The organism is Pseudomonas fluorescens (genome assembly GCF_001307155.1).
GTDB classification, from domain to species: domain Bacteria; phylum Pseudomonadota; class Gammaproteobacteria; order Pseudomonadales; family Pseudomonadaceae; genus Aquipseudomonas; species Aquipseudomonas helvetica.
This window is the reverse complement of record NZ_CP012830.1, coordinates 2151747-2164872: the sequence shown is the minus strand read 5'-3', so window position 1 is coordinate 2164872 and position 13126 is coordinate 2151747. Positions and strand designations below refer to the sequence as shown.

Here is a 13126-nt window from a genome sequence, read left to right as displayed (position 1 = left end):
ATCTAATTGTCATATTCAGGTCATAGAGTGTTCACACGGCCTGCCGATACTTGGCCCCGACTTAACACACCCTATTTGCTAGGAGTAAGGCATGAAACTGAAGCGTTTGATGGCGGCAATGACGTTTGTCGCTGCTGGCGTTGCAACTGCCAACGCGGTAGCCGCTGGTGTAGACCCAGCCATCCCGGCTTATACCAAAGCCACTGGTGTTTCGGGCAACCTGTCCAGCGTCGGTTCCGATACCCTGGCCAACCTCATGACCCTGTGGGCTGAGAACTACAAAAAAGAATACCCGAACGTAAACATCCAGATTCAGGCCGCTGGCTCCGCCACCGCGCCACCTGCGTTGACCGAAGGCACCTCCAACCTGGGCCCGATGAGCCGCAAGATGAAGGACACCGAACTGGCGGCCTTCGAGCAGAAGTACGGCTACAAGCCAACCGCTATCCCGGTTGCCGTGGATGCCCTGGCCGTGTTCGTGCACAAGGACAACCCGATCCAGCACCTGACCATGGAACAAGTCGACGCGATCTTCTCCTCGACTCGTCTGTGCGGCGCTAAAGCAGAAGTCAAAACCTGGGGTGACCTGGGCGTGACCGGCGACCTGGCCAACAAGCCGGTTCAACTGTTCGGCCGTAACTCGGTATCCGGCACGTACGGCTACTTCAAAGAAGAAGCCCTGTGCAAAGGCGACTACAAGCCAAACGTCAACGAACAACCAGGCTCGGCTTCGGTCGTGCAATCGATCAGCTCTTCGCTGAACGGTATCGGTTACTCGGGCATCGGCTACAAAACCGCTAGCGTGAAGACTGTGGCTCTGGCCAAGAAAGGCAGCACTGACTACATCGCTGACAGCGAAGAAAACGCCCTGAACGGCAAATACCCGCTGTCGCGTTTCCTCTACGTTTACGTCAACAAAGCCCCGAACAAGCCTCTGGCCCCGCTGGAAGCCGAGTTCGTGAAACTGGTTCTGTCCAAACAGGGCCAGGAAGTTGTCGTGAAAGACGGCTACATCCCACTGCCAGCCAAAGTTGCCGCCAAGGCACTGGCTGACCTGGGCCTGCAAGAGGGCGGCGCTGAAGTCGCAAAAAAGTAAAACCCTAGGTCCGGGGTTCGCCCCGGACCCGTAGGAGCAAGGCTTGCCCGCGATGGCGTCAGCACATTCAACAAGGATGTGACCGACAAACCGCAATCGCGAGCAAGCTTTGCTCCTACAAATGCCGGTAAATACCGGCCTCAATTTTCCAGTCCGCTGCCAGTTCACACGGGCGGCGGATTTGTTGCGTCACTGCATTGTCATCTTTCTGTCATACAGGATCGCTAGGGTGTGCGCATGAATGATCTGGCCAATTCCACCATGACTACCAATCCCCCCAAGCGAATTGACTTCAATACGCCTGAGCTCCAACGCAAGCGCCGCATCCGCGCGCTCAAAGACCGCCTGACCCGCTGGTACGTGCTCGTCGGCGGCCTCGCCGTACTCGGCGCGATCACGCTGATCTTCTTCTTCCTTGGCTACGTCGTTGCGCCACTGTTTCAGGGCGCTAACCTGACCGCCAAAGACGCGATCACCCCGGCCTGGATGCAAGACGCCGGCAAACCGCTGATGATCTCCCTCGAAGAACAGAACCAGGTCGCCATGCGGGTTTCCGACAAGGGCCAGGCGCTGTTTTTTGATGTCGACAGTGGCGCCGAGCTAAGCCGCATTGACCTGCCGATTCCGGCCGGCACCAGCGTAACCGCCATTGGTAAAGACCAGCCCGGCCATCCGCTGGTCGTCGTGGGCTTGTCCAACGGTCAGGCGCTGGTGTTCCGCCACACCTATAAAGTCAGTTACCCGGAAGGCAAGAAAACCATCTCGCCGGCCATCGAATTCCCGTATGGCGAAACGCCGATCGCACTGAACGAGCAGGGCGGCGCCCTGGAGCACGTCAGCCTCAATGCGACCGACTCGACCCTGCTGCTCGCCGGCTCTACCGGTTCGCAATTGCATGTGCTGTCGCTGAGCAGCGAAGAAAACATGATGACCGGTGAGGTCACCAACGAGCAGAAGCGCATTGAACTGCCGCAAATGACCGAGCCGGTGAAGAACATCTTCGTCGACCCGCGTCAGCAGTGGCTGTACGTGGTCAACGGTCGTGCCCAGGCCGACGTCTTCAGCCTGAGCGACAAGAGCCTCAACGGTCGCTACAAACTGCTGGATGACGGCGAAGCGCAAGTGACCGCCAGTACTCAACTGGTGGGCGGCATCTCGCTGATCATCGGCGACTCCAAGGGTGGTCTGGCCCAGTGGTTCATGGCTCGCGATACCGATGGCGAGCAACGGCTGAAACAGATCCGCACCTTCCAGATGGGCACCACGCCGATCGTTGAAATCACCGCCGAAGAGCGTCGCAAAGGCTTCGTCGCCCTCGACACTGCCGGCAAGCTCGGGGTGTTCCACAGCACCGCTCACCGCACCTTGCTGGTGAACCAGGTGGTGGATGGTGCGGGCCTCTTCGGCCTGTCGCCGCGTGCCAACCGGATCATTGTGGAGCAGGGCGGCAAGCTGCAACCGCTGCTGCTCGACAACCCGCACCCGGAAGTTTCGTGGAGCGCGCTGTGGAGCAAGGTCTGGTACGAAAACTACGACGAGCCTAAATACGTCTGGCAATCGACCGCGGCCAACACCGACTTCGAACCCAAGATGAGCCTTTCGCCACTGACCTTCGGTACGCTGAAAGCCGCGTTCTACGCGATGCTGCTGGCCGCACCGCTGGCGGTCGCTGCGGCGATCTACACCGCTTACTTCATGGCGCCGGGCATGCGCCGCAAGGTCAAGCCGGTGATCGAATTGATGGAGGCGATGCCGACGGTGATCCTCGGCTTCTTCGCCGGCCTGTTCCTCGCACCGTATGTGGAAGGGCACTTGCCGGGCATCTTCAGCCTGTTGATGCTCTTGCCGATCGGCATTCTGGTAGCCGGCTTCATCTTCAGTCGCCTGCCCGAGTCGATTCGCCTGAAAGTGCCGGACGGCTGGGAAAGCGCGATCCTGATCCCGGTGATTCTGTTTGTGGGCTGGTTGTCGCTGTTCATGAGCCCGTACATGGAAGCGTGGTTCTTCGGCGGCGACATGCGCATGTGGATCTCCCACGACCTGGGCATCACCTACGACCAGCGCAACGCACTGGTCGTCGGCCTGGCCATGGGCTTTGCGGTGATCCCAAACATCTACTCGATCGCCGAAGACGCCGTATTCAGCGTGCCGCGCGGCCTGACGCTGGGCTCCCTGGCCCTCGGCGCCACGCCATGGCAGACCATGACTCGCGTGGTGATCCTGACCGCCAGCCCGGGCATTTTCTCGGCACTGATGATCGGCATGGGCCGTGCGGTCGGGGAAACCATGATCGTGTTGATGGCCACCGGTAACACCCCGGTCATGGAAATGAACCTGTTCGAAGGTCTGCGCACCCTGGCCGCCAACGTCGCGGTAGAGATGCCCGAATCGGAAGTCGGCGGCAGTCACTACCGCGTGTTGTTCCTGTCGGCGCTGGTGCTGTTGCTGTTCACCTTCATCATGAACACCCTCGCGGAGCTGATCCGTCAGCGTCTGCGCAAGAAATACTCGTCGCTTTAAGAAAGGTAGAAGTCTGTGAAACAGAACTCCCTGAAAGGATGGTTCAAGAGCGGCGCCCCCGGCGTCTGGATCAGCGGTGGCGCGGTGTCCATCGCGGTCATCATGACCATTGGTTTGCTGGCGGTGATTGCCGTGCGCGGTCTGGGCCACTTCTGGCCGGCAGACCTGATGCACGCCAGTTACAACGTGCCGGGCCAGGCCAATCATGTCGTCATCGGCGAAGTGGTGCAGAAGGAAGAAGTGCCGCGTGAGCGTCTGAAAACCGCAGGTTTGCCTGTGCCGGACCAAGGTCCGGAATTCATGACCCGCGAGCTGATCAAGGTCGGTAACCGTGACATCAACGGCAATGACTTCACCTGGATCGTCGGCGAGTGGCTGACCGACCAGAGCACGCCGCGCGAACTGATGACCATCGAGCGCCGTGAGTGGGGCAACTTCTACGGCTACCTGCTCAACGTCAAACAGGACGGCAAGGTCATCGCTGAAGGCGAAGCGGCCTGGCCGGAGCTGCAAGCGCGGGTGGACCGCGTCAACAAGCTCGCGGCACAACTCAAAAGCCTCGAAAAAACCGACATCGGCGCGATCAACGCAGGCCTTGAGCGGATTCGCCTGCACGGCCGCAAGCTGGAGCTTGAAGGCAAGCTCGATCCGACCGCGCAAGCCGACATGGACACTGAGCGCGCTGAGCTGAACGCTCGTTATAAAGACGTCGAGGCACGCCTGAGCGACCTGCACGCGCAGTTCAACCGCGACAGCCTGACCGCTCGCGATGCCAACGGCAAAGAAGTTGAAATCGGCATCGGCAAAGTGGTTCATGCCTACCAGCCGAACGCCATGAGCTACCTGACCAAGCTGGGTTTCTACTTCAACAAGGTCTGGGAATTCCTCAGCGACGACCCGCGTGAAGCCAACACCGAAGGCGGGATCTTCCCGGCGATCTTCGGTACCGTGATGATGACCCTGATCATGGCGATGATCGTTACTCCATTCGGCGTACTGGCAGCGGTCTACCTGCGTGAATATGCACGCCAGGGGCCGATGACCCGCTTGATCCGCATCGCGGTGAACAACCTGGCGGGCGTTCCGGCGATCGTTTACGGCGTGTTCGGTCTAGGCTTCTTCGTTTATGTACTCGGCGGCTCGGTTGACCGTTTGTTCTTCCCTGAAGCCTTGCCGGCGCCGACGTTCGGTACGCCGGGCCTGCTCTGGGCCTCGCTGACCCTGGCGCTGCTGGCGGTGCCGGTGGTGATCGTGGCCACCGAAGAAGGCCTGGCGCGGATTCCTCGCACCGTGCGTGAAGGCTCGTTGGCCCTCGGCGCGACCAAGGCTGAAACCTTGTGGAAGATCGTGCTGCCGATGGCCAGCCCGGCGATGATGACCGGGATGATCCTCGCCGTGGCTCGCGCCGCCGGTGAAGTGGCGCCGCTGATGCTCGTGGGTGTGGTGAAACTGGCGCCGTCGCTGCCGGTGGACGGCAACTACCCGTACTTGCACCTCGACCAGAAAATCATGCACCTGGGCTTCCACATTTATGACGTCGGCTTCCAGAGCCCGAACGTCGAAGCCGCACGGCCGCTGGTGTACGCCACGGCGCTGCTGCTGGTGCTGGTGATCGCCACGCTCAACCTGTCGGCAGTGTGGATCCGTAACCACCTGCGCGAGAAATACAAAGCTTTGGATAGCTAATCACCACCGACCCTGTAGGAGCAAAGCTTGCTCGCGATGGCATCACCGCGTTGAACCGGTTAACACTCACCGGCCCCATCGCAGGCAAGCCTTGCTCCTACAAAGAATTGCGTAATCGCAGGCCAGGCCTGCGGTCAACCGAACCGAATTTGTTAGCACAGGGAGTTTCCCATGCAGCACGAAACACACACCCACGGCATCAACATGTCGGCCCTGGGTCGCGACAAACAGAGCCTGAACCTGGCACAGGAAACCGTGGCCATCGAAGTGCCGAGCCTGAGCCTGTTCTACGGCGACAAACAAGCGCTGTTCGACGTCAGCATGAACATTCCCAAGCAGCGCGTGACCGCGTTCATCGGCCCGTCCGGTTGCGGTAAGTCAACGCTGCTGCGCACCTTCAACCGGATGAACGATCTGGTCGATGGCTGCCGTGTCGAAGGTGAGATCAACCTCTACGGCAACAACATCTACCGCAAGGGCGAAGACGTGGCCGAACTGCGTCGTCGCGTCGGCATGGTGTTCCAGAAGCCGAACCCGTTCCCGAAAACCATCTATGAAAACGTGGTCTACGGCCTGCGTATTCAGGGCATCAACAAAAAGCGTGTGCTCGACGAAGCCGTCGAATGGGCATTGAAAGGCGCGGCACTCTGGGATGAAGTGAAAGACCGTCTGCACGAGTCGGCCCTGGGCTTGTCCGGTGGTCAGCAGCAACGTCTGGTGATCGCTCGTACCATCGCGGTCGAGCCGGAAGTGCTGCTGCTCGACGAACCGTGTTCGGCACTCGACCCGATCTCGACGCTGAAAGTCGAAGAGCTGATCTACGAACTGAAATCCAAGTTCACCATTGTCATCGTGACCCACAACATGCAACAGGCCGCGCGGGTTTCCGACTACACGGCGTTCATGTACATGGGCAAACTGGTGGAATTCGGCGACACCGATACCCTGTTCACCAATCCGGCGAAGAAGCAGACCGAAGACTACATTACCGGTCGTTATGGCTAGGATGCCGATAGCGTTGCTCGCTTAACCATCGCTGCGGTAGACCGCACCTTACCGGACGCTCCAAGGACGCCAACATGATTAGTAAAGAAGGCCTTACCCACCACATCTCCCAGCAGTTCAACGCTGAGCTCGAGGAAGTGCGCAGCCACCTCCTGGCCATGGGCGGGCTGGTCGAAAAGCAGGTCAATGACGCGGTCACTGCACTGATCGAAGCGGACTCGGGCCTGGCCCAGCAAGTGCGCGAGATCGACGACCAGATCAACCAGATGGAACGCAACATCGACGAAGAATGCCTGCGCATTCTGGCCCGTCGTCAGCCGGCTGCGTCCGACTTGCGGTTGATCATCAGCATCTCCAAGTCGGTCATCGACCTGGAACGCATCGGCGATGAAGCGACCAAAATCGCCCGTCGTGCCATCCAGCTGTGCGAAGAAGGCGAGGCCCCGCGCGGTTATGTCGAAGTTCGGCACATCGGCGACCAGGTGCGCAACATGGTTCGCGACGCACTGGATGCCTTCGCTCGCTTCGACGCCGAGCTGGCGCTGTCGGTGGCCCAGTACGACAAGGTCATCGACCGTGAATACAAGACCGCCCTGCGCGAACTGGCGACCTACATGATGGAAGATCCGCGTTCTATCACGCGGGTCTTGAGCATTATTTGGGTGCTGCGCTCGCTGGAGCGGATTGGCGACCACGCCCGCAATATTTCCGAGTTGGTGATTTACCTGGTGCGCGGTACCGATGTCCGTCACCTGGGCCTCAAGCGCATGAAGGAAGAAGTTGAAGGCACAAGTGCCGAAAGCGCTAATGTTCCGGGCAAAGCTGACGATAAGTAAGATTGCCCAAGTAAAGCGCCCGGCCTTGTGGTCGGGCGTTTTTGTTTGTGTGGCTTTCGAATTGAAACGCCGAATGAAAAAGCAGCACCCGCGAACGAAAAGTCCCGGCGTGACTGAAGAGTTTTGGCAAAGTGCCATCAGCCAGCGTTATGCTTGCCGGGATTTCTATAGGGGTGTTGGATGAGCAAGATCAGTGTGTTGGTCGTGGACGATGCGTCGTTTATTCGCGACCTGGTAAAGAAGTGCCTGCGCAACTACTTCCCGGGTATCCGGACCGAAGATGCCGTCAACGGCAAAAAGGCCCAGGCCATGCTGGCCAAGGAAGCATTCGACCTGGTCCTGTGCGACTGGGAAATGCCGGAAATGTCTGGCCTCGAACTGCTCACCTGGTGCCGTGAGCAGGACAATCTCAAGAGCATGCCGTTTGTCATGGTTACCAGCCGTGGCGACAAGGAAAACGTGGTTCAGGCGATCCAGGCAGGCGTTTCCGGCTATGTCAGCAAACCGTTCACCAACGAGCAGCTGTTGACCAAGGTCAAGCAGGCGTTGAACAAGGTCGGCAAACTCGACACCTTGATGAACAGCGCACCCACCAAGATGAATTCGGCGTTCGGCAACGACTCCCTCAGCGCGCTCACGGGCGGCAAGGCTGCGGTCGTCGCCCCAGCAGCGGCTGCGGTCAATCCGTTCGCCAAGCCCGCCGCCGCCACACCGGCCGCCGCTGCCGCGCCTTCTCGCGGTCTGCTCAACAGCCCGCCGGTCAAGGCACCAGCGGCGTCCGCGGCCCCGGCCGGTGGTCGTGGCCAAGGTCAACTACGCCTGCCCAGTGGTACTCAGCCCTGCGTCATCAAAGCGTTGAGCATCAAGGAAGCCTTGTTGGTGGTTAAGCGCACCGACACCCTGCCGCAAGTGCTCGACAGCGCCGTGCTCGACCTGGAGCAGGGCGACAACGCCGAAGTCGCACGCCTGAATGGCTACTTGCACGCCATCGTCGCTCACGAGCCGAAACCCGACAGCGACTGGCTGCAACTGACCTTCCGCTTCGTCGACCAGGACGCGCAAAAGCTCGACTACATCTCCCGCCTGATCGCCCGCGGCACGGCGCAGAAGCATTTCGTACCGGGCGCGTAAGTACCTCACCTCTCTGATCGTTCCCATACAGAGCGTGGGAACGATCATCACAGCCCCACTTCCTCGGACATTTCCTTCAAGTTGTAGCGGTGTTCGGTAACTAGTCCGGCCAGTGGTTCGCGGCTAGTCTCACCTTGTCACCAAAAAACGGTGACACGGACGTGCAAGTCCGGTCCAGGTGCACAATCGTAGATGGCTATTCATCGAGCGTTTTTTTATGCTCGCGAATCGTTATGGCGGCTGTGCGTCGGAGACCTTCGGGTCTGCCGGGTTCCTGGACCGGTCTTGCACACCAACGCACAGCTGCCACCTCTTTCGAAGCGCAAGCGAAACGGTGTCAGCTCCTAAGTTCCAGGGAGATACACCAATGTTCAAGATCACACCAAATCCACCAGAAGACCCAGCAACTTCCCCCTACGAATCCATCGATTCGAAAAAACTCCACGAAGCCGCCGAACGCGCCCTCGACCACCACCTGGGCACGCCCCCACCCAAGATCCACCTGGCCGACGCCCGCAAAGGCCAACTCTTCATCGTCGCCCCCGACGTCGACACCGACAGCCTCCTGGCCAACGCCTCTGAAGACATCGCCTCCATCAAAGCCATTGCCGGCGACCTCGCCTTCGAAATCGAAGGCTCCCGCCGCAACGTCGCCCTCGCCATCTACCGCATGGCCGAAGGCGCCCAACTGCTGATCGACCGCGCCATGGACAACCTCGACCCACCGAACCCAACGGAGTACCGGGTCAAGATGTAGCTGATCGTTCCCGCGCTCTGCGTGGGAATGCCGCCCCAGACGCTCCGCGTCCGCTTTGGTGCGTGACGCAGAGCGTCACAGGATGCATTCCCACGCGGGAGCGTGGGAACGATCATCAAAGGTTTGGGAGCGATCATTTGAAACATCTGCCGACTACGCAGGTCGATTCTGGCTGCTAGGCTGTTTTCAGGCCTTCCTCGACAGAACCTTGCCTATGTTCGCGCGATTGCTGTTTTTCTGTGGTCTGTTCATGGCCTCCACCTCGGCTGTGGCCATCACTATTTATAAATCCACCAGCGTGACGGGTGTGGTTTCCTACAGTGATCGCCCATCCCATGGCGCGCGGATCTTTGTGTTCCGCGACCGCATGGAGGAGCACCTTGAGCGCCAGGTACTTCTCGATATCAAGAAGCAGAGGGACACGCACAGTGTGTTTGTGCGCAACGATTTGTATGCGCCGGTAGAGGTCGAGCTGAGCTTCACCGGGCTGAAGAATGTCAACGGTGCGCCGGCACAGCCGATCCGCCGGGTGTTGCCGGCGCGCAGCACCGTGCGTCTGGCGTTGCTCACGGCGATTACGCCGGGCAAGCCGCTGGCCTATACCCCGACGTTCAACTATTCGCTGGGCAACCCCACAGATACCACGCTGGCCTATCGGTATCCGCTGCCGTGGCGTGGCGGCCCGTTCCACCTGACTCAGGGCCCTAATGGCCGATATAGCCATTTTGGGGTCAAGAACCGTTATGCCATGGACATCGCGATGCCTGAAGGCACGCCGATCATCGCGGCGCGTGGCGGGGTGGTGGTGAAGACCGAAAACCACCAGAGCGGACGCGGCACCGACCCATCGGGCAATTTCGTGCGAGTGCTGCACGATGACGGGACCATGGGCGTGTACCTGCACCTTCAGCGCGGCTCGGTGTGTGTGCGCGAAGGTCAGCGGGTGGCAGTCGGCAGTGCGCTGGGGTTGTCGGGCAATACCGGCAACAGCAGCGGGCCGCACCTGCACTTCGTGGTGCAGCGCAATAGCGGGTTGGGGCTGGTGTCGATTCCGTACCAGTTCAATCAACCGGTGGGCAGCTTGCCGAACTTTGCGCTCGGCAAACAATAATCCAGGTCACTGCGATCAATTGTGGCGAGGGAGCTTGCTCCCGCTGGACGGCGAAGCCGTCCCCAAACAGATCAGCTCGGTGTGTCAGGACGAGCGCGATTGCAGGGTTTGGGGCCGCTACGCGACCCAGCGGGAGCAAGCTCCCTCGCCACAACAGCGGGCTCGCGCAGGGTTCAATCGAGCATCAGCACCTTGGCCAAAATGATCTTCGGGCCTTTCATCTTTTTGATGATGATCCGCAAACCTTCGACTTCCAGTACTTCTTCCTCTTCCGGCACCCGTTTCAGGGTTTCGTAGACCAGCCCGGCGAGAGTTTCCGCTTCGACGTGGTCCAGATCGATGCCCAGCAGGCGTTCGACCTTGAACAGCGGTGTGTCACCGCGCACCAGCAATTTGCCTGGCTGGTAGGCGAGGATCCCGCGTTCAGCCTTGCGGTGTTCGTCCTGGATGTCGCCGACCAGCACTTCCAGCACGTCTTCCATGGTCAGGTAGCCGATGACGTTGCCGTCGGCTTCTTCAACCAGGGCAAAGTGCGAACCGCCCTTGCGGAACTGCTCCAGCAACTGCGACAACGGCATGTGCCGCGATACGCGTTCCAGCGGGCGGGTCAGCTCGGCCAGGTTGAACGACTCGGGAATGTGGTCCAGCGCCGCCAGTTCCAGCAGCAGGTCCTTGATGTGCAGCAGGCCGACGAACTCCTGGCGTTCGCTGTCGTACACCGGGTAGCGGCTGAATTTGTGACGACGGAACAGCGCAAGGATTTCCTTGAGCGGCGCGTTGAACTCCAGCGTCACCAGGTCTTCCCGGGAGTTGGCCCAGTCGACCACTTCCAGCTCGCCCATTTCCACGGCCGAGGCAAGTACGCGCATGCCTTGGTCGCTCGGGTCCTGGCCGCGGCTGGAGTGCAGGATCAGTTTCAGTTCTTCGCGGCTGTAATGGTGCTCGTGATGAGGGCCGGGTTCACCTTGGCCAGCAATCCGCAGGATCGTGTTGGCGCTGGCATTAAGCAGGTAAATGGCCGGGTACATCGCCCAGTAGAACAGGTACAGCGGCACCGCCGTCCACAGCGACAGCAGCTCGGGTTTGCGGATGGCCCAGGATTTTGGGGCCAGTTCGCCGACCACGATGTGCAGGTACGAAATGATAAAGAAGGCGGTGAAGAACGACACACCCTTGACCACTTCCGGCGAGTTGACGCCGACCGCGCTCAGCAACGGTTCGAGAATGTGCGCGAACGCCGGTTCACCGACCCAGCCAAGGCCCAGGGAGGCGAGGGTGATACCCAGTTGACACGCCGACAGGTAAGCGTCGAGCTGGCTGTGTACGGTGCGCAGGATCTGCCCGCGCCAGCCGTTTTTATGGGCAATGGCCTCGACCTTGGTCGAGCGAAGTTTGACCATGGCAAATTCCGCCGCAACGAAGAAGCCGTTGAGCAAAACCAGGATCAGTGCAAAAAGAATCATGCCGAAATCGGCGAAGAGTGAAGCGAGGGTCACGCCAGGGGAAGGGTCCATGATGGAGTTTTGCGGGTTCCGTATATTCGAAAAGAAAGGGGATTGCCGAGCCTGAAAGGCAGGCCCAAGTCAGCCAATGTAGCGGCTGACAGGTCGATTGCCTAGTGTTCAGTCAACCTTCGCGCTAGTCGGTCAGCGAGTTGACCCGCGATTTTGTCACCTGTGCCGGCGCGAAATGGCAGGTGAACGTGCTGCCATGGCCGAGCACGCTGCTGATCTCCATTCGCGCACGATGACGTAACAAAACGTGTTTGACGATGGCCAGGCCCAGCCCGGTGCCGCCGGTATTGGAGTTGCGGCTGGAGTCGACGCGGTAGAAGCGCTCGGTCAGGCGCGGCAGGTGTTTGTTGTCGATGCCGATTCCCGAGTCCTGCACGCTGAGGTGCGCACCTTGTTCGTCACCCCACCAGCGGATGCGGATGTTGCCGCCGTCCGGAGTGTATTTGACGGCGTTGAACACCAGGTTCGAGAACGCGCTGCGTAACTCGGCTTCACTGCCCTTGAGCATAATCGACGGATCGGCTTCCAGGGTGATGTGCTGGTTGCGCTGCCCGGACAGCGCCTGGGCATCACTCTTGATCGATTGCAGCAGGTTGTCGATCGGCACCGGCTGGTTGTCCGACGGGTAATCGGTGGCTTCGAGCTTGGCCAAGAGCAGCAAGTCATTGAGCAGCGTCTGCATGCGTCCGCCCTGTTGCTGCATTTGCTGCAACGCACGGCTCCAGCGCGGATTCACCTCTTCGACGTTATCGAGCAGGGTTTCCAGGTAGCCGCAGATCACCGTCAACGGCGTGCGCAGTTCGTGGGAGACATTGGCGATGAAGTCTTTGCGCATTTGCTCAAGCTGATGAATGCGGGTGACGTCGCGCACCAGCATCAAGTGTTCGTTGTTGCCGTAACGGGTGATGTACAGCTGAATCCGCATCCGGTCGTTGGTCGGCGAAGGGATTTCCAGCGGCTCGGCATAGTTGTCCTGCTCGAAATATTCCTTGAAGCGCGGATGACGCACCAGATTGGTCACCGGCTGACCGCTGTCTTGCGGGGTCTTGAGGCCCAGCAGGGTTTCGGCGGCGCGGTTCCACCATTCCAGATTGCCGTCGCTGTCGAGCATGACCACCGCGTCTTTCAACGCTGCGGTGGACTCCTGAACCCGGTCGATCACCGCTTGCAGGCGTCCGCGCACGCGCTGATCGCGCCGTTGCAGGTGGTAGATGCTGTCGAACACTTCGCCCCACAGGCCATAGCCATCGGGTGGTGGTTCGTCGGGCTTTTGCAGGCGCAGCCACTCGTGCAGGCGCAGCAATTGCTTGAGGGTCCAGGCCAGGTAAATGCCCAGGCCTGCGGCCAGGCTCCAGCCGTAATAGCCAGTAATCAGGCCGATCACCAGGCAGCCGGTGACCAGTAACAGCATGTGGCGGATCAGAGTGCCATGCCAGTTTTGGTTCACTTAAACTTGCGTCCTTGTCAGCG

At 60.0% G+C, this 13126-nt stretch carries 10 protein-coding genes; 8 read left to right on the top strand and 2 right to left on the bottom strand.

Translation table 11 applies throughout. The annotated features are described in order from the left end of the window. The first annotated feature begins 91 nt into the window (after positions 1–91). From AO353_RS09905 to AO353_RS09870, 8 genes are all read left to right on the top strand, one after another. Complete coding sequence (locus AO353_RS09905; RefSeq protein WP_054594764.1) at positions 92–1096, top strand: phosphate ABC transporter substrate-binding protein PstS; 1005 nt, start codon at positions 92–94, stop codon at positions 1094–1096. 237 nt (positions 1097–1333) lie between these two features. Next, entirely contained in the window at positions 1334–3616 is a 2283-nt protein-coding gene (locus tag AO353_RS09900) for an ABC transporter permease subunit (protein ID WP_054594763.1), read from the top strand. Between the two features lie 15 nt (positions 3617–3631). Further along, positions 3632–5302 (top strand): phosphate ABC transporter permease PstA, encoded by a 1671-nt coding sequence (pstA, locus tag AO353_RS09895; protein WP_054594762.1) that lies wholly within the window; start codon positions 3632–3634, stop codon positions 5300–5302. Positions 5303–5473: 171 nt separating this feature from the next. Then, positions 5474–6307 carry a phosphate ABC transporter ATP-binding protein PstB gene (gene pstB, locus AO353_RS09890; protein WP_054594761.1) on the top strand — a complete coding sequence of 278 codons (834 nt, stop codon included), beginning with the start codon at positions 5474–5476 and terminating at the stop codon, positions 6305–6307. 74 nt (positions 6308–6381) lie between these two features. Next, complete coding sequence (gene phoU, locus AO353_RS09885) at positions 6382–7143, top strand: phosphate signaling complex protein PhoU (protein WP_054594760.1); 762 nt, start codon at positions 6382–6384, stop codon at positions 7141–7143. 180 nt (positions 7144–7323) lie between these two features. Next, positions 7324–8274: a response regulator gene (locus AO353_RS09880; RefSeq protein ID WP_054594759.1), complete on the top strand. Its 951-nt coding sequence runs from the start codon at positions 7324–7326 to the stop codon at positions 8272–8274. Between the two features lie 367 nt (positions 8275–8641). Continuing rightward, positions 8642–9031: a DUF6124 family protein gene (locus AO353_RS09875; RefSeq protein ID WP_054594758.1), complete on the top strand. Its 390-nt coding sequence runs from the start codon at positions 8642–8644 to the stop codon at positions 9029–9031. Between the two features lie 214 nt (positions 9032–9245). Further along, complete coding sequence (locus AO353_RS09870; RefSeq protein WP_054594757.1) at positions 9246–10142, top strand: M23 family metallopeptidase; 897 nt, start codon at positions 9246–9248, stop codon at positions 10140–10142. Between the two features lie 173 nt (positions 10143–10315). Here AO353_RS09870 and AO353_RS09865 read toward each other — a convergent pair whose 3' ends face one another. Together AO353_RS09865 and phoR are read right to left on the bottom strand one after the other, a co-directional pair. Beyond that, positions 10316–11656 carry a hemolysin family protein gene (locus tag AO353_RS09865; RefSeq protein ID WP_054594756.1) on the bottom strand — a complete coding sequence of 447 codons (1341 nt, stop codon included), beginning with the start codon at positions 11654–11656 and terminating at the stop codon, positions 10316–10318. A gap of 124 nt (positions 11657–11780) precedes the next feature. Continuing rightward, the gene (gene phoR, locus AO353_RS09860) at positions 11781–13067 is read right to left on the bottom strand and encodes a phosphate regulon sensor histidine kinase PhoR (protein WP_219731270.1); all 1287 of its coding nucleotides are present in this window, start codon (positions 13065–13067) and stop codon (positions 11781–11783) included. Between the last annotated feature and the right edge of the window lie 59 nt (positions 13068–13126).